This is a genomic window from Longimicrobium sp. (assembly GCF_036388275.1).
In the GTDB taxonomy this organism is placed as follows: Bacteria; Gemmatimonadota; Gemmatimonadetes; order Longimicrobiales; family Longimicrobiaceae; genus Longimicrobium.
In genome coordinates, this window is the sequence record NZ_DASVSF010000097.1 from 18,712 (window position 1) to 39,965 (window position 21,254).

A 21,254-nucleotide genomic window follows, 5' to 3' on the forward strand; every position below is an offset into this window, starting at 1 on the left:
TCCTTCCAACCGGCGACGCTGGCGTCCAAGACGTTGTCAGACGCGGACTTGCGAAAACGTGTAGATGAATGAGGCGCGGGGAACGGCACGTGCCCCCACGCTCCCTGGAAGCCGGTGCGACTCACCCCAACCCCGCCCGCCGATGACGATTGATCGAAAACACCTGGTGCTGCCCCTGCTCCTGGCCCTGGCCGCGTGCGGCGCCGGCGAGAGTGAGTCCGCCGCCCGGACCGAGAGCGTCGACCTCGTCAGCCTCGAGGAGGCTCCGCCCGCGCAGGACGCCGCGTCGTCCGCCGATGTCGCGCTCAGCCGCGGCGTGGAGAGCGGAGCGCCGCAGGTCGCCCGCGTCCGCGGGAACGGCGAGCAGGTGGCCGAGGTCCAGGTGCTGACCGACCCCGCCGTCACCACCACGACCACCGGCACACGGGTCACCGACGCCAGCCTCCCCGTGGCGCCGGGCTCCGTGTCGCTGGACCCCATGATCATCCGCACGGGCACGGCCAACGTGCAGGTAGACTCGCTGGACCGCGGCATTGCGCAGGTGCGCGCGCTGGCGGCACGGGTGGGGGGCATCATCGGCAACACCAGCATCCGCGGGGGCACGGACCAGGAGCGGCACGCCAGCATCGAGCTGCGCGTGCCCAGCCAGAACTTCGACGCGGCGCTCACCGGGCTGAACCCGATCGGCAAGGTGCAGAACGTGAACGTCACGGCGCAGGACGTGGGCGAGGAGTACGCCGACGTCACCGCGCGCGTGGCGAACGCGCGCCGGCTCGAGTCGCGGCTGCTGGACCTGCTGGACCGGCGCACGGGGCGGCTGGAGGAGATCCTGAACCTGGAGCGCGAGGTCGCCCGCGTCCGGGAAGAGATCGAGCGCTACGAGGGACGCCTTCGCTACCTGCGCACCCGCGCCTCCATCAGCACCCTCACCATCACCCTTCACGAGCCCAACGCTGTGATCGGAACGCCACGCGGCGAGCGGCCCATCCGCGACGCGTTCGGGATCGCCTGGCGCAACTTCGTGGGGCTGATCGCCGGGCTCATCGCCGCGACGGGGCTGCTGATTCCCCTCGCCATTGTACTCTACGGCGCCTGGCGGGCATGGCGCTCGTTCCGCCGCCGCGAGGCCGAGCGCGACGCCATCTACCGCGAGAACATCCGCCGCGCACGGGCGAGCGCGCCCGACGAACCCGCGCCCCTTCCCTGAACGTCGCGAGCCCCCGGCGCAGCTTCCGCCGGGGGCTCGGCACATTGGTATCCGCCATCGCGCCGCGTCCGGCAGGCGATTAGTATCGTCCGCGGTCGAAGGAGGGTGTCAGGCGCAAGGGGGACGGATGGCGAAGCTGAAGCTGGGCGTGGTGGACCAGTCGCCGGTGCGGACGGGCGGAACGGCGGCGGACGCCGTGCGCGAGACGCTGGAGCTGGCGCGGATCACCGAGCGGCTGGGGTACGGGCGGTACTGGCTGGCCGAGCACCACAGCACCAACTCGTTCGCGGGCTCGTCGCCCGCGGTGCTGATCGCGCGGGTGGCTGCCGAAACCCGCACCATGCGCGTGGGATCGGGCGGGGTGATGCTTTCGCACTACTCACCGCTGCAGGTGGCGGAAAACTTCCGCATGCTCGAAGCGCTGTACCCCGGCCGCATCGACCTGGGGGTGGGCCGCGCGCCCGGCGGCGACGCGCGCGCCACCCTGGCGCTCGCGTACGGCCGCGGCCGGCTGGGCGCCGAGCACTTTCCCGGGCAGGTGCAGGACCTCATCGGCTGGGCAGCGGACGGCTTCGACGATCAGCACCCCTGGCGCCGCGTACGCGCCATGCCGCGGGCTACCACCGTCCCGGAATTCTGGCTGCTGGGCTCCGGCGGCAGCAGCGCCCTGTACGCGGCCGAGAACGGCTGCGGCTACTCGTTCGCGCAGTTCATCAGCGGGCAGGACGGCGCGTCGCTCGTCCGCCAGTACCAGGACGCCTTCCGCCCCTCGCCCTGGCGCGCGGCCCCGGAGGCCAGCGTGGCACTGGGCGTGATCTGCGCGGAAACGGAGGGAGAGGCCCACCGGCTGGCGAGCAGCCTGGAGCTGTGGAACCGCCGCATCATGCGGGGAATGGACCGCGGGATCCCTTCGCCGGACGAGGCGATGGCGGAGCTGGGCCCGGGCTGGAGGCCGCCGCCGCTGGGACAGGACGGCGCCCGCATGATTGCCGGAACGCCCGCCCAGGTGCGCGACGAACTCCACCGCGTGGCCGCCCGCTACGCCGCCGACGAGCTGATGATCGTCACGGTCACGCACGAGTGGCGGGCCCGGGCAAGGTCGTACGAACTCGTGGCGGAAGCGATGAAGGAGTGACGAAGTGGAGAAAGTAGAAGAAGCCCCGCCCCGGTCGGCTGACCGGGGCGGGGCTTTCTTCCAACGGCGGTCCGAGGACGTCAGCGCGTGCGGACGACGGTGACGTAGATCTTGGACGGCAGCGGATTGGTGCCGCTCAGGCCACGGACGGTGCCCACCGTGGCCGGCGGAATGGTGAAGCGGAGGAAGGCCGCGCCCCCGCTCGCCAGCTGCGTGCTGAAGCCGTCGGTCAGCGGCTTCGTCACCAGCGGGAACGGGGTGAAGGATCGATACCGCCAGCTGGGCTGCTGGAACCGCGCCTCCGTGGCCACGAAGTCGTCGGTGTACACCGACGTCACCCAATCGCGGATCCACTCGCGCGGGTCGCTCCCCAGCGCCTGCTGCAGGTTGGCCAGCCCGATCACGTCGGTGTCCACCAGGTCGCGCCACAGCGCCACGTCGTCACCCACCCGGCGGTCGGCCGCGTACCGCAGGAACGCCCACGAGGCGCCGCGCGTGGGCAGATCGTTGGCCCCGGCCTCGGTGCTGTCGTAGGGCGACTCGTTGCTCGGCTCCTGCAGGTAGCGCTGGTACCGGCGCATGTTCTGGTCCATGTACGCCAGGTACGCGTTCATCGCCCGCGAGGTGGCCTGCACCTGGGCACGGCTCAGGTTGGCGCGCGGGGTCGTGCCCGACGCCCGGTAGAACAGCACCTCCTCGGCGATGTGGCTGAGCCCCTCGTTCAGCCACGTCTCCTCGTTCCAGCTGGTGGTCTCGGTGATGTACAGCCGGCGCGACGCGTTGATCAGGTGCTGGAACTCGTGCGCAATGGTTCCCAGCGACGACTGCAGGATCAGCTCGCGCGAAAAGGCGGTGCCCCCGATGCTGCCGTTGGGGTCGGGCACCAGCATGTAGAAGATCTCGGCGTAGTTCGTCGTGGCGCAGGCAGCCAGCCCGTCGCGGTCGCGCGTGGGGAACAGGTCGCGCGGGTGAAAGTACCCGCCCACGTACGAGTTGGTGCCGGGCGTCGTGAGCTGGTTCACCGCCTTGGTGTACAGGATGATGGCCTTGCCGTTGTCGTCCACGTCCTCGGGCGTGCCGAACGCGTTGGTCACGGCCGGATACACCAGCGTATCGAACCCGGCGGCGAACGACTGGTATTCGGCGTCGGTCAGCCCATTGGCCGGGTTGGCCACGTCGGCCAGCACGATGCTGCGCTCGCCGATCGCCACCACGCGGGCCGTCACGTTCTTGGGGTTCTTGCAGGACTCGAGCGCCGTGTTCACCGTCACCTGGTCGCCCAGCGAGGGCGAACGAAGGCTCAGGGTGAGGCTGGGCCCGGTGGCCCCGTCGCGCGGCCCGCGCCGGGGCGACATCGAAAGCGCCGCGTCGCGGTAGCGGCCCAGCGCCCCGGCCGACTGCTCGCGCAGCCGGGCGTGGAAGCCGTCATCCTCCCTCAGCCCGCCGACCAGCGCCGGCGAGGGCGCCAGCGACGGCGCGTTGAGGCCCACGGTGCCGTCGGTGTCGAAGTTCACGCTGAACGGCGACTCGCCCGGGTTGCCGCTGTGAAAGGGCACCGCAACGTATTCCTTGCCCGCCGTCCCGCCGTCCAGGCAGATCACCGACGCGGTGACGCCGCCCAGCACCACCGCCTCGCCCACGCCCAGCGAGCGGACGGCGCCGCCCTGGCTGCACGCCGCGGGGGCCGCCGACACGTTCACCACCACCGTGCCGCTCTTGTCGTCCAGCGTGGCGGTGATGGTGGCCGTGCCCGGCGACTTGCCCGTCACCATGCCGTCCTCGCTCACCGTGGCCACGGCGGGGTTGTCGGACGCGAACTCCACCTCGGCGCGGCGGTCGGCGTCGGGCTCGTCGCCGTTCACGTCGCGCACCACCACCGTGAGGGTCAGCGTCTCGTTCACCGCCAGGGTGCGGTCGCCCGGCGACAGCTGCACCGAGGCGATCCCCGCGTTGCCCCCGGTGGGGGGGTCGCACGCGGCCAGCGCCGCCGCGGCCAGGAAGAACACGATGAAGCGCTTCATGAACACGCTTTCGGGACGGGAGAAAGGGAGGCGGCGCGCCGGCGGAACCCGGACGCACACCGAACAACGCCGCGGCAGCCGCGGCCATGACAGAGGCGCACCGCCCGGGGGCGGCGCGCGCGCCAGCTACTTCGTACGCACGACGGTGACGCTCAGCGTGCCCGGAAGCGCCGCGCTGGAGGCCACGGCGACCGAGGCCTTGAGCCCGCCCGCCACCGCGGCGCGCAGGTACGACGCCCCGCCGGCCACCAGCGTCACGTCCACCGCCTGTCCGCTGTTCAGGGGCCGGGTGAACAGGGGATACTTGCCGACGTCGGCCGTGTACAGCGAGCGGAAGTTCCAGCTGGGCTGCGTGAAGATGGCGGGCACGTTCGGTACGGCGTCGTCGGTGTACACCGAGACCACCCAGTCGCGCATCCACTCCACCGGCTCGGCGTCCAGCCGCTCGCGCAGGTTCTGGAACCCGACGGAGGTGTTGTTGACCAGCGAGTACCACAGCGCGTTGTCGCTGCCGTTTCGCCGGTCGGCGGCGTAGCGCAGGAAGGCCCAGCTGGCGCCGCGGGTGGCCAGGTCGGCCTCGTCCCCCTCGGCCGCGTCGTGCGTGGAGTTCTGCTCCGGCTGCTTCAGCCATTCGCCGAAGCGGTCGGTGTTGGACTCCTGGAACTCCAGGTACGGGGCGCGCAGCGCGCCCGACAGCGCCTCGCCGCCGATGTTGCCGCGCGGCTGCCGCTGGGTGCGGTGGTAGAACAGCAGCTCTTCCGAGATGTGGCTGAGCCCCTCGTTCAGCCACGCCTCCTCGTTCCAGTCGGTTCCGTCGATGCCGGGCACCAGGTACAGGCGCCGCGAGGCGCTGATCAGGTGCTGGAACTCGTGCGCCAGCACGCCCACCGTGCTGCCGCGCACGTAGTTGGCGGACCGCGTGTTGCCGTTCACCGTGCCGGTGGGGTCCGGCACCAGCATGTAGAACATCTCGGCCAGGTTGCTGCCGGCGCAGGCGCCCCCGAAGTTCGGGTCGTTCTTCTGCGGGAACAGGTCGCGGCCGTAGAAGAACCCGCCCACCACGTAGCCGGCGTTCTTCGGCGTCATCTCGTTCACCGCGCGGGTGTAGAAGATGAGCGAGCGTCCGTTGCCGTCCACGTCGGCCGGGGCGCCGAAGGCCGCGGCGTTCACGGGATACACCAGCGTGTCGAAGGTAGCCGCCACGTGCTGGTAGTCGGCGTCGGTAAAGCCGTTGACGGGGTTGGCGGTGTCGGCCACCACCAGCGCCCGGTTGCTCACCGCCACCACCCGCCCCGTACGATAGTCGGGCTTGGTGCAGAACTCCAGCCCCACGTTCAGCTGCAGCAGCGTGCCCACGGCGGGGGCGGACTGCTGGGCCGTGGACATCCGCGGGCCGGAGTGCGTGCGGGCGTACGCCTGCCGGGCAGCGGGAAGCAGCGCGGTCAGTGCGGGCACGGCGCGCTCGTTCAGGCGCAGGTGGAACCCGCCGTCGCCGGCGGCGTCCCGCGCCGCGGCGGTGGAGAACGCAATGGAGGGGCTGGGCGGCCCAATGGGCGGCGAAACACCCACGGGGTCGAAGCGCAGCGCCATGGTGGCGGTGGTGCTCTCGACCCCGAAGTGGGAGATCAGCGTGTACTCGGCGCCGCTCGCGGCGCCGCTCAGGCACAGGACCGCAGCCGCGGCGCCGTTGCGCGTGTACGAGCCGCCCACGGCGAGCTCGGGGGTGGCGCCCGCGTCGGCGCAGTTGCCCGCCAGGGCAACGACGGTCACCTGGGCCGTGTCGGCCTTGCCCCCCAGCTCGGCGACGATGCGCGCGGTGCCGGGGGCGACGCCGGTGACCACGCCCAGGTTGACCGAGGCGACGCCCGGCTCCAGGCTGCTCCACTGGAACTCCTCGTCCTCGATCAGCCCGCCCTCGTCGTCGCGCGCCGACGCGATGAGCGTGGTCTGCTCGCCCACGGCGATGGTGCGCGCCAGCGGCGACACGGTCACGATCTCCACGTCGGGTCCGGAAACCGCCGGATTTTCGCAGGCGGCCGCGGAAACCAGCAGCAGCACGAGGGCGGCGGAGGGAAAGCGCATCATCGGCGTGTGGGCGTTGCAGGTCGTGGGATGCCCGCGCGCCGCGGACGGGCCGGAGCGCCGGGCCGGGGGATAGCAGATCCCGCCAGCACTCGTGCGCGTGAGCCCAAATCTACGAACGAGCGTTCGAAAAGAAAAGCGGCCGAGGGCCGGGAACATGCCTAACCTTCGGCGCTGCATACGCTTGTACTCTGTCCCACCCCGCGTGTTCCCCGGGCGTGGTGGGCCGCGGCGAGCCGTGCTATGTTGTCGCGGAACAGCGGCAACCGAGGGTAACTACGGCAACGACGGTCGGTACGGTCACAACGGGAATACGCGCTTGGGCGGCTCCCCGGATCCTTCCCGAGCCCGGCAGTGATCGTAGTCACCGCAGGCAGACGAAAAACAGGGCCTGCGGATCGTCTCCGCAGGCCCTTCAAGGTGCAGCAGTGGGATCAAACGGGATAGTCCGCCTTCTGGCGATTCAGCAGGCCACCGCCGGTGGGACAGGTTCGCAGGTCTCGTTGCCGATGCCCTGCACGTAGGTGTTCGCTCGGGTGGTTGCGCCCCGCGTGTCCCGCAATTCAACCCAGAGTTCTTTTTCTCCCTCGCCGGGATAGCCGGTCCACGACGATCCGTTGCCCCTGTGGACCCCATCGACGTACCAGTCGAAGGTGTACGGCGGGTAGCCACCCTCTCCAGATGCGGTCCATGTTCCGCCGCCCTGGCTGGAATACACAAGCGTGGGCCCACTCATCGACGAGAGCACTCCGTCAACCTGCGTCCGCATCTCCACCACTCGGGTACTCTGGGTGTGGTCCGTGACATGGAGCTTCAACCCGAAGCTCGTGGTACCGACAGCGCCGGTGTAGGAAGAACCCATGCTGACCAGTGTTCCGTCCCGATACCAGGCGTAGGTGTACGGAGATGCTCCACCAGACACACCCGCGGTCCACATCTGGGTCGTATTGCTCCGGGGGACGGTCGTTCCCTGAATAATGGTCACCATGTGGGAGCTCGTGTACGCGATCTCCAGCCTGGCCCGGGGGTCATCCGCGAACTGCGCGAAGTTCCCCCGGAGCACGGCGAAGTGACCGTAATCAATGGAGCCGGCAGTGGCGGCCGCGTAGTTCAGGCGAGGCGAGGCCTTATTTCCGAAAAATTGCTGGATGGTGCTCGCGAGTCCGTTGTGGCCGGTCCCCGGGGGGATCTGCCCGTCACCGTTGCGGACGACCACTTCGATGAAGAAGAACTCCTGCGTTCCCTTGTCAAACACGTCTGCCCCTACCGTCTTGAGCTCGCCTGGCTGGCCGAGGGGGACCGGGCAGCTGGCGGGAATGTAGCCTGCCCAATCGAGCTGGTAGGGGTTGGACGTGGGCATCTCGGAAACTTTGCAGTTCATGATTTTGGTGTCAATGCACGCCGCCAGCATCAGCGACGTTGCACCGGCCCAGAGCAGACGGGGAATGATGCGCGACATGGGCTACCTCCCGGCTTCGCCGAGGGTGACTTCCTCGAAAATGGTCGGCTGCCCCGCCAGAATGCGCAGGTCCACCTGTTCGCCCGGCTTGATCGGCAACCCGTTCGCATCGGCGCGGAACGCGGGGGCGCGGAACACCGTTGGTTGCACCTCAGCCGGGACGAGCAGCGTGCGGTCGCCCCGTACGAATAGGGTACGGGTACGGACGCTCCGCGTTCCTTTGGTCGCTCGCACCGGCACTTCGCGATCCAACTCCAGTTGCCAGAGCGCCTCGGTTGGGCTCTCGAGCGTGAAGCCCCCGCGATAGCGCACCGCCGCCAGCCTCGGAGTGCGCGCCGTGCGGGCGCCCGTCCTCCGCCCCACCAGTTCCACGGCCTGCTCGGCGCTGATGCGCGGCGGCGGGTTTCGCCGGGTGCTGTCGAGGGGAATACCGTTCGTCTCGAACGAATTGCCGCCCGCGCCGTTTATGCCGAGTAGCCGGCCGGTTTCGTCGACGTCGAGTTCGACCGCGTACGCCGAAACCGCCGAGGTGACCACCGGGATCCCGCGAGACCGGAACGTGACCAGGTAAAAGGGGCCGAAGTAGTTCCGCATCGTCCGGATGTATCCATCGGGGAACCGTTCGTACGACGTTTGCACGAACAGCACCTCCGGGTCCGCCACCAGGCTGCTCAGGTCGACGGGCGCCCCATGGGCCCGCTCGTACCCGGGCCGAAAGTGATGGCCGAAGGTTTTCATTTCCGCGATAGCAAGCTCCCGCGCCCGCCCGGGGGTGAGGATCGGAAGGTCGGCGGGAGCCCGTGCGGGCTCGAGGTTGAACTCACCATTGGCGTTCAGGTTTTGGGCCGCGCTCTCCGTAACGTAAGGCAGGATGTTTGGGGGCGTTGGGGGAGCTGCGGTGGGCGATGTGTCGTCCCAATTGCACGCCGTGAGCAGTGCCACGGCCACTAGAGCGCTCACCGCATGGCGTGGCGGTTGTAGTGTCCGCCAGCAAGGAACCGTGTGAGGCTGTGACATAGCTGCACCTCCGGTAAAAGGACCCGGCAGACCGAACGGGGAGGGAAATCTACTCGGACGATCCTAATGGAACATGTCAGTTTCTACTGCCGGATGTCAAGCAACGACTCATTATGTACGATTACACCGTACCGATAATCTTCTCCCGGCCAACTTGGGGATGCCTTCAGCGTGCATGATCCTTGCGCCCCGCGGGGCGCTCCAACCTTTGGCGCTGCATACACTTGTCCTCTGCGCCGCCCGTCGTGTTCCCCGGGCGTGGTGGGCCGCGGTGAGCCGTGCTATGTTGTCGCGGAACAGCGGCAACCGACCGAACTTCCGCCCTTCCCCAAACGCCCATGACCGTTCGCCACTTCCTGCAGATCCCCGACTTCAGCCGCCAGGAGCTGCTCGACACGCTGGACCTGGCCGCCAGCATGAAGCGCGGCGAGTACACCGACCAGCCGCTGGCGGGGAAGACGCTGGCGATGATCTTCACCAAGAGCAGCACTCGCACCCGCGTGTCGTTCGAGGTGGGCACGCGGCAGCTGGGCGGGCACGCGCTGTTCCTGTCATCGCGCGACATCCAGCTGGGCCGCGGCGAGCCCATCCGCGACACGGCCCGGGTGCTGTCGCGCTACGTGGACGGCATCATGATCCGCACCTTCGACCAGCAGGACCTGGTGGAGCTGGCCACCTACGGCTCCGTTCCCGTCATCAACGGGCTTACGGACCTGCTGCATCCCTGCCAGATCATGGCCGACCTGCAGACCATCATCGAGAACTTCGGCCCCGACCTGAGCGGCGTGAAGGTGGCCTGGGTGGGCGACGGCAACAACATGGCCAACTCGTGGATCAACGCGGCGTACATGCTGGGCTTCGAGCTGCGCCTGGCCTACCCCGCCGGCTACGAGCCCAACGCCGAAATCCTGGAGCGCGCCCGCGCCGGGGGCAACATCGTCACCACCCACGACCCGCGCGAGGCGGTGGCCGGGGCCGACGTGGTGAACACCGACGTGTGGGCGTCGATGGGCCAGGAAGAAGAATCGGCCAAGCGCGCCCGCGACTTCCAGGGCTACTGCATCAGCGAGGAGATGATGGAGACGGGGAGCGAGCGCGCCATCTTCCTGCACTGCCTTCCCGCCCACCGCGGCGAAGAGGTGACCGAGGGAGTGATCGAAGGGCCCCGCTCGCGCGTGTGGGACGAGGCGGAGAACCGCCTGCACGTGCAGAAGGCCATCATGGCCCGGGTGATGGGCGGCGTGCGATGATCCCCCGCCCAGCCGCGTCCGAGTACGCCCCGTTCTACGCCCGCTACGTCGACGGCGTCCCCGACGGCGACCTGCCGAGCATCCTGCAGGCGCAGCTGAACCAGGTGCTTGCGTTCGCGCGCGGGCTTTCCGAGGAGCGGAGCGGGCATCGCTACGCCCCGGGAAAGTGGAGCATCCGCGAGGTGCTGGGGCACATGGTGGATGTGGAGCGCATCTTCGCCTACCGGGCGCTGCGCATCGCCCGGGGCGACGCCACGCCGCTGGCCGGCTTCGAGGAGAACGCCTACGTGCAGGCGGGCCGGTTCGACGCGCGCACCCTCGCCGACCTGGCCGAGGAGTACGAAGCCGTCCGTCGCGCCACCCTGCACCTGTTCCGCCACCTGGACGACGAAGCGCTGGCGCGCTCGGGAACGGCGAATGGCGCGGACGTCACGGTCCGCGCGCTGGCCTGGATCATCGCGGGCCACGAGCGGCACCACCTGGGCATGCTCCGCGGGGTGTACAGCGAGGGCTGAGAGCGGCAAGCGGCACGCATCGATGACTGCCGGCGCCCCGAGCCTGTCATCCCCATGGCGTACGGCACGCAACGATGACCGTCAGCGCCCAAAGCCTGTCATCCGTGCGGCGCCCAAGGCCTACGACACACATCGATGACTGCCAGCGCCAGAGCCTGTCATCCTGAGGCCCAGGCGCGCCGAATCTGCCCGCAGCACATCCCTCGCGGGCCGAAGGATCTAACCGCGGACACGTACAAATCCGGGCGCGGCAGCGGTCACCCAAACCCGAACCGCGATGTTTTCCGCCGGTGACCCCGGCTCCGCGGCAACCTGGGGCCCGCGAGAACTTCGCGCGCGTCACAGCCAGACCCGGCGCATGCCTCGGCGCCCCCCATCCCCAACCCTTCCCCCACAAACTGCGTGGGGGAAGGGAGCCAGTGCCGTGCACTTCCGGAGGTGCCGAGGCTCGGGCCGGTACCCGGCCGGGCCTCAGCGCGATTCGAAGGGCTCCGGCGTATGCCGCGGGTGGCCCCTCCCCCGGCCCCTCCCCGCACGCTGCGCATGCGGAGAGGGGAGAATTCGATTGCGTTTCGACGGCTGCCGCTCACGCTACGGCAGCTCCCTCCCCCTCCCCCGTCCCCCGCTGCCCAGGCGAGGAGGAGACCTGCACGGCCACCGGGGCGCGCCACCTGGCCTGACTCGCACCAGCGCATGCAGTCCGCGAAGGCGAACATCGTGTGGTTGTTGCCGCGAATTCATTCGCCCCAGCAGGGCCGTGCCCGCGGCAAGATCCTTCGGCGCGCGTGGAGTGTGCGCGGGCCGGTGTGGTGCGCCTGGGCCTCTCGATGACAATCTCGGCTGATCGGCAGGGGCCTCGCTTGTGCCCCGCCCATCCGAATCGTATTCTCACCCAAGCCCCTCGCGGGCCAGAAATCCGAAACTCCATCCTCCAACGTCCGTAGATTCACCCGCGGCCGAACAAGCCCGTGCGGCGCGCCGAATCCACCGGAACCCGGAACCTCCATCTTGATGAACGGTCGCGAATGGCTGGTCGAGGCGCACGGGTGCAGCCCGGACGCGCTCGCCGACCCCGGCGTGCTGCGCCGGCTGTTCGACCGCATCGTCGCCGACCTGGCGCTGCACCCCGTGCAGCCCGCCCAGTGGCACAAGTTTCCTGGCCCGGGCGGCGTCACCGGCCTGTGCATGCTGGCCGAAAGCCACCTGGCCTGCCACACCTTTCCCGAGCACGGCAGCATCTGCCTGAACCTGTTCTGCTGTCGGCCCCGCCCGGAGTGGGACTGGAACGCCAACCTGCGCGACGCGCTGGGCGCTGACGAAGTGGTGGTGAGGAGCTTCGAGCGCGCCTACGCCGCCGTTCCCGCCGCGGCCGTATGACCGGGCCCATCGCCAACTGCCCTAGCTGCGGCTCGCCCATCCAGTTCCAATGGTCGGGCGCCGTGCAGACGGTCTGCGGCACCTGCAAGTCCATCGTGGTGCGCCACGGCGTGGACCTGGAGAAGGTGGGCGTCGTCTCCGAGCCCCCGCCCGTCACCTCGCGCATCCAGCTCGGCACCGAGGGGCGCTACCGGGGCCGCGCGTTTTCGGTGATCGGGCGGATCGCCTACGGGTGGGAGCGCGGCGCGTGGAGCGAGTGGCACCTGGCCTTCGGCGACGGCAGCAGCGGGTGGCTTTCGGACGCGCAGGACGAGTACGCGGTGACCTTCGCCGTCACTGAGCCCGCGCCCCTCCCCGCAGCCGGGGCGCTGGCGCCGGGCCAGGAGATCGCGCTGGTGGACGAGGCCCCGCCGTACCGGGTGACCACCATCACCCGCGCCCGCTACGCCGGCGTGGAGGGCGAGCTGCCCTTCGAGTACTGGGGCAAGGACGAAACGCCGTTCGTGGACCTGCGCTCCGAGGCGGGGCGGCTGGCGACGATCGACTACAGCGAAACGCCGCCCCTGCTGTTCGCGGGCGAGGTGGTGCCCTTCGGCGCGCTGGAGTTCAAGAACCTGCGCGACCCGCGGCAAAAGACCGTGGAGGGCACGCGCACCCTCAACTGCCCCAACTGCGGCGGCACCGTCACCGTGCAGCGCCCCGGCGAGTCGGTGAACGCCGTCTGCCAGTACTGCCAGTCGGTGCTGGAGGTGGGCGCCTCGGCCGGCTTGAAGGTGCTGCAGCGCTTCGCCGAGCGGGTGAAGGTGAAGCCCTACATCCCCATCGGCTCGCGGGGACGGCTGCACGGGGCCGATTGGGACGTGCTGGGCTTTCAGCAGCGCACCATTCGCGTGGAGGGGGTCAGCTACTCGTGGCGCGAGTACCTGCTTCACAATCCCGAGCGCGGCTTCCGCTACCTGTCGGAGTACAACGGACACTGGAACGACATCACCGTCCTGTCCACGCCGCCCAAGGTGAAAACGGAAGCGGGCCGCCCCGTGGCCACGGTGCACGGCCAGACGTTCCGCCACTTTCAGCGCGCCGCCGCCGAGACCACCTTCGTCCTGGGCGAGTTTCCCTGGCAGGTGCGCGTGGGTGACAAGGCGCAGGTGAACGACTTCGTGGCGCCCCCGCTCCTGCTGTCGCGCGAAAACACGAACGACGAAGAAACCTGGTCGCTGGGCGAGTACACCTCGGGCCAGCGGCTGTGGGAAGCGTTCAAGCTCGAGGGCCGGCCCCCGTTCCCGCGCGGCACCTTCGCCAACCAGCCCTCGCCGCACGCCGGCGCGGGCCGGCTGTGGTCCACCTTCCTCGTGCTGTTCGCCGTCCTCGCCGCCGTCTTCATCTGGCGCGCGTCCACCGGCTCGGACCACGTGCTGGCCAGCAGCCAGGCGTTCGACCCGGCGGTGGAGGAGAACAACGTCTTCGTCACCGAGCCGTTCACGGTGTCGGGCCGGCCGTCGGCCATGAAGGTGGAACTGCGGACGCGCGTGAGCAACTCGTGGGGCGCCTTCGACCTGGCGCTGGTGGACGAGCGCTCGGGCACCTCCCGCGAGCTGTCGGAAGACGTGGGGTACTACTACGGCGTGGAGGACGGCGAACGCTGGAGCGAGGGATCGCGCAACACCTCGGCGCGCCTGGGGGGGGTGCCGGCGGGCACCTACCGCCTGGTGGTGGCCCCGCAGGGCGACTTCGCGTTCGCCTACGACGTGCGGGTGATCCGCGACCCGCCCAGCATGTTCATGTACCTGGCCGCCTTTTTCCTGCTGGTGCTGCCGCCGGTGTACGTGAGCCTGATGTCGGCCAGCTTCGAGCACCAGCGCTGGCTGGAAAGCGACTACCCTCCGACAACCGGAGACGACGACGAATGAAGTCCCTGCACTCCAGGTACTTGATCTACGGCCTGCTCGTGCTGGGCGGGCTGGCGCTTGCGGAGTACCGCGGCTGGAGCCCCACCAACAGCGTCGGGCGCCGCCAGGCCGTGCCGCACTCGGTGCGCGACAACCCGGGGGCGTACCGGGCGCACTACGTGGGAACCGGGCGCTACGTCGGTGGAAAATGAACCCTTTGGAGACTTATGGATGACCTGCTGAACCACCTGGTGGCCGCGGCCGTCTACGCGGCGCTGGGGATCCTCCTGTTCGTGCTGGCGTTCTTCCTGGTAGACCGGATGACGCCGGGAACGCTGTGGAAGGAGATCATCGAGGAGCACAACACGGCCCTGGCGGTGATCGTCGGCGCCATGTCCATCGGCCTTTCCATCATCATCGCCGCCGCTATCTGGTGACGCGAAGTCCGCTGGAAGCGAAGGGCCGCCCGTGAACGCCGCGCTGTTCGTCACCGTTCTGCTGATCGCGGCGTGCGGGCTGATCTACGAGCTGGTGGCTGGCGCGCTCGCCAGCTACCTGCTGGGCGACAGCGTGCTGCAGTTCTCCACCATCATCGGCACCTACCTGTTCGCCATGGGGGTGGGCAGCTGGCTTTCGCGCTTCATCCATCGCGGGCTGGCGTCGCGCTTCGTGAGCATCGAGCTGATGGTGGCGGTGGTGGGCGGGTTTTCGTCCACCCTTCTCTTCCTGGCGTTCGCCTATACCGACGCGTTCCGCCCGCTGCTGTACCTGCTGGTTTCCCTGATCGGCATCTTCGTGGGGCTGGAGATTCCCCTGCTGATGCGGCTGCTGCGCGACCGGCTGGAGTTCAAGGACGTGGTCGCCAACGTGCTGACCTTCGACTACCTGGGCGCGCTGGGCGCCTCGCTCCTCTTTCCCCTGGTGCTGGTGCCCTACCTGGGGATGGCGCGGTCGGCGCTGCTGTTCGGCATCATCAACGCGGCGGTGGCGCTGTGGAGCACCTACCTGTTCCGCGACGCACTTCCCAACCGGCGCAGGCTGCAGGCGGGCTCCGTCCTCGTGCTGGCGCTGCTGGTCGCCGGCTTCGCGGGTGCCGAGCGCATCACGCGGACGGCGGAAAGCAGCATGTACGCCGACCCGGTGGTGCTCACGCGCAACTCGCCCTACCAGCGCATCGTGCTCACCGCCTGGCGCGGCGACCTGCGCCTGTTCCTGAACGGGCACCTGCAGTTCAGCTCGCGCGACGAGTACCGCTACCACGAGGCGCTGGTGCACCCCGGCCTGGCCGCGCATCCCTCCCCGAAGCGCGTGCTGGTGCTGGGCGGGGGCGACGGGCTGGCGGTGCGCGAGGTGCTGCGCTACCCCGGCGCCGAGGTGACGCTGGTGGACCTGGACGCCGAGATGACGCGCCTGTTCAGCAAGCACCGCGAGATGCTGAAGCTGAACGGCGGCGCGCTGCTCTCGCCGCGCGTGCGCGTCATCAACGCCGACGCGTTCCGCTGGCTGGCGGAAAGCAGCGAAACGTTCGACTTCGCCGTGGTGGACCTTCCGGACCCGTCCAACTACGCCGTCGGAAAGCTGTACACCACCACCTTCTACCGCCTGCTGCGCCAGCACCTGAACCCCGGCGGGATGATGGTGGTGCAGAGCACGTCGCCCATGTTCGCGCGCACCGCGTTCTGGAGCATCGAGCGCACGCTGGGCGAGGCGGGGCTGCGCACCTGGCCGTACCACGTGTACGTGCCCTCGTTCGGCGAGTGGGGGTTCATCCTGGCCGGCACGGGCGACTACCAGACGCCGGCGCGGCTGCCGGCCGGCCTGCGCTACCTGACGGCCGAGGCGGTCGCCGGGCTCTTCCAGTTTCCCACGGACATGCGCCGGATTCCCGTGCGCGCCAACCGGCTGGACGACCAGGTGCTGGTGCGTTATTACAGCAGCGAGTGGGAGCAGATCACACAGTGACGAAGGCGATGCGATGAAGCCGCAGGACAACGAGCAGTTGGGGATCACCAAGGCCATCAACGCGCACGAGCAGGCCGTGGCCGCCCTGGGCGACCTGGTCGACAACAACCCCGACCCGCTGTACGACGAGCTGCTTGCGCGGCTGCAGCAGAACATCGAGGCGCTGCGCCAGAAGGAAGGCGGAGTTGCGCCGGGCTGACGCGGTGGACGGCGGGCCGTGAGCGAGGGACACGAGGGGATATCGCGAAGGGCGTTCGTGGCCGCGCTGGCCGCGGCGCCCTTCGTTGCCTGCGCGCGCAAGACGGACCGCGCCGTGGCCGGCGGCTTCGTGGACGATGGCGGCGCGCGGGGCCACCGCCTGCGCGACCGGGCCGCCGTTCCAGCCATCCGCCGCACCGAGCGCGTTCCCCTGGTGATCGTGGGCGGGGGGATGGCGGGGCTGTCCGCGGCGTGGCGGCTGAAGAAGCGCGGCTTTTCGGATTTCGTGCTGCTGGAACTGGAGGACCACGCCGGGGGCAACTCGCGCTGGGGCCAGTCCGAGGCATCGGCCTATCCCTGGGCGGCGCACTACGTTCCCGTGCCGGACGCGAACGCCGTCTACGTCCGCGAATTGTTCGAGGACCTGGGCGTGCTGCGCGGCGGCGTGTGGAACGAGCGGATGCTGGTGTCGACGCCGCGCGAGCGCATCCACCGCTGGGGGCGGTGGCACGAGGGGATGGAGGGGGCGCTGGCCCAGACGGCGGCGGATCGAAACGAGATGCGCCGCTTCGGTGAGGAGATGGCGCAGATGCGCGCGACCGGCGCCTTCACCATCCCCTCGGCGCTGGGCGCGCGGCCGTCGGAGCTGGACGGCGTGTCGATGGCGGCGTGGCTGGCGGGGCGGGGCTACCGGTCCGCCGCGCTGCGCTGGTACGTGGATTACGCCTGCCGCGACGACTACGGCGCGCGGGTGGAAGACACCTCGGCGTGGGCGGGCGTTCACTACTTCGCCTCTCGCCCGCACGACGACGAGTCGGGGACCCTCACCTGGCCCGAGGGGAACGGGTGGATCGTGCGGCGGCTGCTGGAGCGCGTGGGCGGCCACGTGCGGACGGGCGCGCCGGTGCACCGCGTTGAGGCGCGCGGCTCGGGGGTGCGCGTGCTGGCGGGTGAGGTGGAGTACGTGGCGGACGCGGTGGTCTGGGCCGCGCCCTCGTTCCTGGCGCCGCACGTGGTGCAAGGCGCGCCGCCGGTGCGGTTCACCTACTCACCCTGGCTGACGGCCAACCTGGTGCTGGACCGCTGGCCGGCGGAGAGCGGATTCGAGCCGGCGTGGGACAACGTGATCCACGGCTCGCCCTCGCTGGGCTACGTGATCGCCACGCACCAGACGCACGCCATTCGCCCCGCGCAGACCGTGTGGACGTACTACTGGGCCCTGGCGCACCTTCCCCCGGCTACGGCGCGGGCGCTCCTGCTCCGTCGCCCGTGGCACGAGTGGAAGGAGCTGATCCTGGCGGACCTGGAGCGCGCGCACCCCGACATTCGGGCCTGCGTGTCGCGCATCGACATCATGCGAATGGGACACGCCATGCCCCGCCCCGTCCCCGGCTTCCTCGCCGACCCCGTCCGGCGCGCGCTGGCGGATTCGCCGGGTCCCGTCTACTACGCGCACTCCGACGTGAGCGGCCTGGCCCTGTTCGAAGAAGCCCAGTACCGTGGCATCACGGCTGCGGACCGCGCGCTGGCGCGGCTGGGCCGCGTGTGAACGCCGGCCGCCACTCTGGATTCACGGGCGCCTACGAAGATGCCGCGAGCTTCTGTTCCAACGCCGTCTTCACGTGCTCGAGCGCCGTTCCCATGCTGCTGGGCAGGCTGGCGGCGAACGCCAGTTGCTCCAGTGTTGAGCGCCGCCAGACCCGTTGTTGATAACGGGGCTCCAACAAGCGGGCATGATGCCGCCGGCCGATCCGGGCGCGGCTCGCCATTTCTACCAGTGCAAAAGCAAGTTCCAGCGTGGAACATCTCTGAACGTATGACTCGTTCAGAGTCCCGGCGCGCAGGTCTGGAAGAACCCTGAATCCAACCTCGGCGACAACCACCAGCCTGTTCAGGTCGCGCCTCAGACGAAGATACCGGCGCGGGTCGTACTCACGAACCAAACCGAGAGCGCCGCTGATCTTTGCGCATGCACCGGCTGAAGCTGGCATGCCGGGCTCGTGAAAGATCTCAAGGCCGTCCTCAGCTGTTGAACTCGCAACGCTCATTGCCACTCGGAATAGCGCGCTCTGGATCTTCGCGACGAGTTGTTTCACCATGTCCACACCTCGCACTGGACCTCGTGTCTGCGCTCCGCCGTCATGCACGCCGCCTACGCGCGGATGTGCGCGGGTTCAGCACGTTCAGCTGCCAAAAAGGTGCTGAGCCACTCCGCACGCTCTCTCCAGGGCGCAGGCCGTGGTACTGCTGGGATTTCTTAAGTAGCCACACGTTGTACGCGAGTGCGACCAGCCCCGGAGCGAACAGGCTCCAGCCGGCGATTGGAACGGAGTACTGGGGGATTGCGGTGAGCCGCATCAGATGGTTTGGGTTGGCGTTGATCGCTCTGGAGCAAACTGGGGCGGCGGGTACATAGGCGGATCCACCTCGTTGATCTCGGAATACACCTCAGCTCCGTCCAAAACGTCAGAGGTGATCAAATCAAGCGTAAGCACGGCGTCCATCCTCCACTGAACGGGGCTTCCGGTCTCGTTGGGATACTCGTGTTCGTGCCCCCGGCCAAGCTCGAGGGCGCGTTCGAAGGCAGCACCCCAATCCGCCGACCGGAACACGTGTACGCATTCCATTTGGAACGACACGGTGCAGTCCCCGGTCACGGCGAGTAGCCTTAGCCGTGTGCTGAACCACGATTGCGGATCACTCGGCACGGTGTCACCTCGATGAGGAAAGCGTCGATCCACCAGGAGGGGCGGGCGTAAAGGACCAGGTGCGAATCTTCAACCCCAAGTTCCAGATTGGCCCAGGCTCGCCACCTTCCTCTTCCAAGAGCATATTCGCTTCCCCACAGTTCGAGCACCACTACGAACTTTGAAGTCCGTTTGTTACGGATGCTGATCTGTGCAGAGGGCGAGTCGGGAAGCGAGCGCCGCCGGAACGGCAGAGCGACGTTCAATCCCTGGAACTCCCGTGTACCGTAATGGCGGGGACACGGTGAATCCGCGAGATTCGCCCCGGCGCGGTCCCTGCGGAGCGCGCCGACCGGGAAGTATCGATCACAGCCGAAGCAGGCCAGAGCAGAGATGACGGATATTCCGGAGACGGCCGACATCGCCGTCATCGGCGCGGGGCCGTGCGGGATCGCGGTGGGCGTGGCGGCGGCGCAGGCGGGGCTTTCGTGCGTGCTGTTCGACCGGGGCGCCATCACGCAGGCCATGATGGACCACCCCACGTACGTCACCTACTTCAGCGGCCCCGAAAAGCTGGAGATCGCCGACCTGCCCTTCACCACCTCGGGCGACAAGCCCACGCGGCGCGAGGCGCTGCGATATTACCGCAAGGTGGCGGAATACTACCGGCTGGACGTGCGCCAGTTCGAGGAGGTGGCGACGGTGGAGCGCGGGGGCGACGCATTCGTGCTGCGCACGCTGGCGCGGGGCGAGCCGCGGACGCACCGGGCGCGCAACGTGGTCGTGGCCACGGGTTACTACGACAGCCCGCGGCGCCTGGACATGCCCGGCGCGGACCTGCCGAAGGTGCTGTACTACTTCAAGGACCCGTACTCGTTCTGGAACCAGGACGTGATCGTCATCGGCGGGGGCAACTCGTCGGCCGACGCGGCGCTGCTGACGTGGCGCGAAGGGTCGCGGACCACGCTGGTGCACCTGTTCGAGGGGCTGGACCGGGGCGTGAAGCCGTGGGTGCGGCCCGACATCGAGAACCGGATCGCCGAGGGCGCCATTCCCACGCTCTGGCGCCACCGCCTGGCCGAGATCCGCCCGCACGAGGTGGTGGTCGAGAACCTGGAAACGGGCGAGCTGCGGACGATGAAGAACGACTGGGTGCTGGCGATGACGGGGTTCGAGCCCGATCCCGGCGTGCTGCGCGCGTTCGGCATCGAGGTGCACGAGGTGACCGGCATCCCGCGGCACGACCCCGCGACGATGGAAACCAACGTGCCCGGGATGTACGTGGCGGGCGTGGTCGTCTCCGGCCACGACGCCAACAAGATCTTCATCGAGAACGGAAAGCTGCACGGCCCGCTGATCGCCGCGCACGTGGCGTCCAGGCGCTGACAAAAACGACGAGGAGAAACGCATGGAAACCTGTCTCTTGATGCTCTGCCTGTCGCTCGGCGGCGGGCCGACGGCGCCGGCCCAGCCGGAGGACCGCTGGTTCGGCGAAGACAAGCTGAAGCACTTCGTCACCTCGTTCATCGTCACCAGCCTGGCCTCCAGCGGCGCGCGCGCGGCGGGGCTGGACAACGACGCCAGCTTGCTGGTGGGCGCGGGGACCGGCGCCGGCGTGGGGCTGTGGAAAGAGTGGAGCGATCGAAACGCCGAGAGGCACACGGCGTCGGTGCGCGACATCGTGTGGGACCTGGCCGGCATCGGCGCCGCCGCGGTGGTGCAGGCGCAGACGCAGTGATGGCGAATGGCCCACGATAGCCGGGCGGTGCCGGAGGTAACGGCGCGGCTGGTATTCGCGAGCGGCGAATGGAGGGAGGCGCGCGCCCGTGTCATCGAGCGAAGCGCGCGGTGGCGCCACAGCTCGGCGCTGATGCAGCTCGGTCTGTGGCTGCTGGCGCCCATCGTGTTCTTCATCCCGCCCCATTTACCGTGGGTGCTGGTGGTGCTCGTGGTGGGAGCCATGCGGGCGATGAACCGCATTCGCGAGCACCGCACGCTCGTCTCACTCCACGGCGCCTGCCCCAAGTGCGGCACCGTCCAGGACTTCCGCGAGACGGGGCGGATGAAGCGCCCGCACCTGGTGCACTGCGCCAACTGCCGCTGGGAGCTGCGCGCGGACGTGCCACTCTCCGGCGCCGCATCCTAGCGGGTCGGCACGCCTGCCCGCACGCGCACCTGCCGAAGCACCGTGTCATCCCGAAGAAGCGGCGACGGTGCACCTGCCCGAACACCGCGGATGGCAGCGACTGAGGGATCCGCCACACACCATGCGTGATGCCCAGCAGCAGCGGATTCACCGAACCGGCTGTTCTCTGCTGACGATCGGCGGGCCATCGCTCACAAATGAAGCCGAGCGGAGATGCGTCGGCCACGGAGCGTCTCGACGAGTGTGTGGAGGATCCCTCAGTCGCTGCGTACTGCGGTGTAGCGGCAGGTTCGGCGGGGGCGCTCCTTC

At 69.1% G+C, this 21,254-nt stretch carries 20 protein-coding genes; 14 read left to right on the plus strand and 6 right to left on the minus strand.

Features of this window, described 5'->3' with window-relative positions; translation table 11 throughout:
- Positions 1-142 precede the first annotated feature (142 nt).
- Together VF632_RS19980 and VF632_RS19985 are read left to right on the plus strand one after the other, a co-directional pair.
- On the plus strand, positions 143-1,207 hold the full coding sequence (locus VF632_RS19980; RefSeq protein WP_331024678.1) for a DUF4349 domain-containing protein: 1,065 nt from the start codon (positions 143-145) through the stop codon (positions 1,205-1,207).
- Positions 1,208-1,334: 127 nt separating this feature from the next.
- Positions 1,335-2,342, plus strand: a complete 1,008-nt coding sequence (locus tag VF632_RS19985; protein ID WP_331024679.1) for an LLM class flavin-dependent oxidoreductase — start codon at positions 1,335-1,337, stop codon at positions 2,340-2,342.
- 80 nt (positions 2,343-2,422) lie between these two features.
- On the opposite strand, the gene VF632_RS19990 is transcribed toward VF632_RS19985, so the two are convergent.
- The 4 genes from VF632_RS19990 to VF632_RS20005 all read right to left on the minus strand — a co-directional run bounded on the left by VF632_RS19990 (position 2,423) and on the right by VF632_RS20005 (position 8,852).
- A complete protein-coding gene (locus tag VF632_RS19990) occupies positions 2,423-4,363 on the minus strand; it encodes an Ig-like domain-containing protein (RefSeq protein WP_331024680.1) in 1,941 nt (646 codons plus the stop codon).
- A 126-nt stretch (positions 4,364-4,489) separates the two neighbouring features.
- Positions 4,490-6,448 carry a hypothetical protein gene (locus VF632_RS19995; RefSeq protein ID WP_331024681.1) on the minus strand — a complete coding sequence of 653 codons (1,959 nt, stop codon included), beginning with the start codon at positions 6,446-6,448 and terminating at the stop codon, positions 4,490-4,492.
- A 460-nt stretch (positions 6,449-6,908) separates the two neighbouring features.
- Positions 6,909-7,904, minus strand: a complete 996-nt coding sequence (locus VF632_RS20000) for a hypothetical protein (protein ID WP_331024682.1) — start codon at positions 7,902-7,904, stop codon at positions 6,909-6,911.
- 3 nt (positions 7,905-7,907) lie between these two features.
- Positions 7,908-8,852 (minus strand): hypothetical protein, encoded by a 945-nt coding sequence (locus tag VF632_RS20005; protein ID WP_331024683.1) that lies wholly within the window; start codon positions 8,850-8,852, stop codon positions 7,908-7,910.
- A gap of 407 nt (positions 8,853-9,259) precedes the next feature.
- Here VF632_RS20005 and argF point away from each other — a divergent pair, with 407 nt between their 5' ends.
- The 9 genes from argF (at position 9,260) to VF632_RS20050 (ending at position 17,661) form a co-directional block, all read left to right on the plus strand.
- Entirely contained in the window at positions 9,260-10,171 is a 912-nt protein-coding gene (gene argF, locus VF632_RS20010; protein WP_331024684.1) for an ornithine carbamoyltransferase, read from the plus strand.
- Positions 10,168-10,686, plus strand: a complete 519-nt coding sequence (locus VF632_RS20015; RefSeq protein ID WP_331024685.1) for a DinB family protein — start codon at positions 10,168-10,170, stop codon at positions 10,684-10,686. Before argF ends, VF632_RS20015 begins: the two co-directional genes overlap by 4 nt.
- Before the next feature lie 1,011 nt (positions 10,687-11,697).
- Positions 11,698-12,063: an S-adenosylmethionine decarboxylase gene (speD, locus tag VF632_RS20020; RefSeq protein ID WP_331024686.1), complete on the plus strand. Its 366-nt coding sequence runs from the start codon at positions 11,698-11,700 to the stop codon at positions 12,061-12,063.
- Positions 12,060-13,973, plus strand: coding sequence for a DUF4178 domain-containing protein (locus VF632_RS20025; RefSeq protein ID WP_331024687.1), 1,914 nt, complete (start codon positions 12,060-12,062; stop codon positions 13,971-13,973). Before speD ends, VF632_RS20025 begins: the two co-directional genes overlap by 4 nt.
- Entirely contained in the window at positions 13,970-14,164 is a 195-nt protein-coding gene (locus VF632_RS20030) for a hypothetical protein (RefSeq protein ID WP_331024688.1), read from the plus strand. The genes VF632_RS20025 and VF632_RS20030 overlap by 4 nt, the downstream gene beginning before the upstream one ends.
- 15 nt (positions 14,165-14,179) lie before the next feature.
- On the plus strand, positions 14,180-14,389 hold the full coding sequence (locus VF632_RS20035; RefSeq protein ID WP_331024689.1) for a DUF350 domain-containing protein: 210 nt from the start codon (positions 14,180-14,182) through the stop codon (positions 14,387-14,389).
- A 31-nt stretch (positions 14,390-14,420) separates the two neighbouring features.
- Positions 14,421-15,914: a polyamine aminopropyltransferase gene (locus VF632_RS20040; RefSeq protein ID WP_331024690.1), complete on the plus strand. Its 1,494-nt coding sequence runs from the start codon at positions 14,421-14,423 to the stop codon at positions 15,912-15,914.
- Between the two features lie 13 nt (positions 15,915-15,927).
- Positions 15,928-16,113, plus strand: a complete 186-nt coding sequence (locus VF632_RS20045; protein ID WP_331024691.1) for a hypothetical protein — start codon at positions 15,928-15,930, stop codon at positions 16,111-16,113.
- Positions 16,114-16,131: 18 nt separating this feature from the next.
- Positions 16,132-17,661 (plus strand): FAD-dependent oxidoreductase, encoded by a 1,530-nt coding sequence (locus VF632_RS20050; protein WP_331024692.1) that lies wholly within the window; start codon positions 16,132-16,134, stop codon positions 17,659-17,661.
- A gap of 31 nt (positions 17,662-17,692) precedes the next feature.
- Here the strand turns inward: VF632_RS20050 and VF632_RS20055 are convergent, their stop codons facing one another.
- Positions 17,693-18,211: a hypothetical protein gene (locus VF632_RS20055; protein WP_331024693.1), complete on the minus strand. Its 519-nt coding sequence runs from the start codon at positions 18,209-18,211 to the stop codon at positions 17,693-17,695.
- A gap of 258 nt (positions 18,212-18,469) precedes the next feature.
- A complete protein-coding gene (locus tag VF632_RS28295; RefSeq protein ID WP_414682907.1) occupies positions 18,470-18,853 on the minus strand; it encodes a DUF4288 domain-containing protein in 384 nt (127 codons plus the stop codon).
- A 339-nt stretch (positions 18,854-19,192) separates the two neighbouring features.
- Here VF632_RS28295 and VF632_RS20060 point away from each other — a divergent pair, with 339 nt between their 5' ends.
- Genes VF632_RS20060 through VF632_RS20070 form a run of 3 tightly spaced genes read left to right on the plus strand, consistent with a single transcriptional unit; the run spans position 19,193 to position 20,945 of the window.
- Complete coding sequence (locus VF632_RS20060; protein WP_331024694.1) at positions 19,193-20,185, plus strand: YpdA family putative bacillithiol disulfide reductase; 993 nt, start codon at positions 19,193-19,195, stop codon at positions 20,183-20,185.
- 22 nt (positions 20,186-20,207) lie between these two features.
- Positions 20,208-20,537 carry a DUF2279 domain-containing protein gene (locus tag VF632_RS20065; protein WP_331024695.1) on the plus strand — a complete coding sequence of 110 codons (330 nt, stop codon included), beginning with the start codon at positions 20,208-20,210 and terminating at the stop codon, positions 20,535-20,537.
- A gap of 6 nt (positions 20,538-20,543) precedes the next feature.
- Positions 20,544-20,945, plus strand: coding sequence for a hypothetical protein (locus VF632_RS20070; protein WP_331024696.1), 402 nt, complete (start codon positions 20,544-20,546; stop codon positions 20,943-20,945).
- Positions 20,946-21,254 lie beyond the last annotated feature (309 nt).

Excerpts from the sequence above, each read along its gene's own strand:
- VF632_RS20065 (WP_331024695.1), top strand. The coding sequence starts at position 20,208 with ATGGAAACCTGTCTCTTGATGCTCTGCCTGTCGCTCGGCGGCGGGCCG.
- VF632_RS20055 (WP_331024693.1), bottom strand. The coding sequence starts at position 18,211 with ATGGTGAAACAACTCGTCGCGAAGATCCAGAGCGCGCTATTCCGAGTG.
- VF632_RS19990 (WP_331024680.1), bottom strand. The coding sequence starts at position 4,363 with ATGAAGCGCTTCATCGTGTTCTTCCTGGCCGCGGCGGCGCTGGCCGCG.
- VF632_RS19985 (WP_331024679.1), top strand. The coding sequence starts at position 1,335 with ATGGCGAAGCTGAAGCTGGGCGTGGTGGACCAGTCGCCGGTGCGGACG.
- VF632_RS20035 (WP_331024689.1), top strand. The coding sequence starts at position 14,180 with ATGGATGACCTGCTGAACCACCTGGTGGCCGCGGCCGTCTACGCGGCG.
- VF632_RS20030 (WP_331024688.1), top strand. The coding sequence starts at position 13,970 with ATGAAGTCCCTGCACTCCAGGTACTTGATCTACGGCCTGCTCGTGCTG.
- VF632_RS20070 (WP_331024696.1), top strand. The coding sequence starts at position 20,544 with ATGGCCCACGATAGCCGGGCGGTGCCGGAGGTAACGGCGCGGCTGGTA.
- VF632_RS20045 (WP_331024691.1), top strand. The coding sequence starts at position 15,928 with ATGAAGCCGCAGGACAACGAGCAGTTGGGGATCACCAAGGCCATCAAC.
- VF632_RS19980 (WP_331024678.1), top strand. The coding sequence starts at position 143 with ATGACGATTGATCGAAAACACCTGGTGCTGCCCCTGCTCCTGGCCCTG.
- speD (WP_331024686.1), top strand. The coding sequence starts at position 11,698 with ATGAACGGTCGCGAATGGCTGGTCGAGGCGCACGGGTGCAGCCCGGAC.
- VF632_RS20015 (WP_331024685.1), top strand. The coding sequence starts at position 10,168 with ATGATCCCCCGCCCAGCCGCGTCCGAGTACGCCCCGTTCTACGCCCGC.
- VF632_RS19995 (WP_331024681.1), bottom strand. The coding sequence starts at position 6,448 with ATGATGCGCTTTCCCTCCGCCGCCCTCGTGCTGCTGCTGGTTTCCGCG.
- VF632_RS20060 (WP_331024694.1), top strand. The coding sequence starts at position 19,193 with ATGACGGATATTCCGGAGACGGCCGACATCGCCGTCATCGGCGCGGGG.
- VF632_RS20025 (WP_331024687.1), top strand. The coding sequence starts at position 12,060 with ATGACCGGGCCCATCGCCAACTGCCCTAGCTGCGGCTCGCCCATCCAG.
- VF632_RS20000 (WP_331024682.1), bottom strand. The coding sequence starts at position 7,904 with ATGTCGCGCATCATTCCCCGTCTGCTCTGGGCCGGTGCAACGTCGCTG.
- argF (WP_331024684.1), top strand. The coding sequence starts at position 9,260 with ATGACCGTTCGCCACTTCCTGCAGATCCCCGACTTCAGCCGCCAGGAG.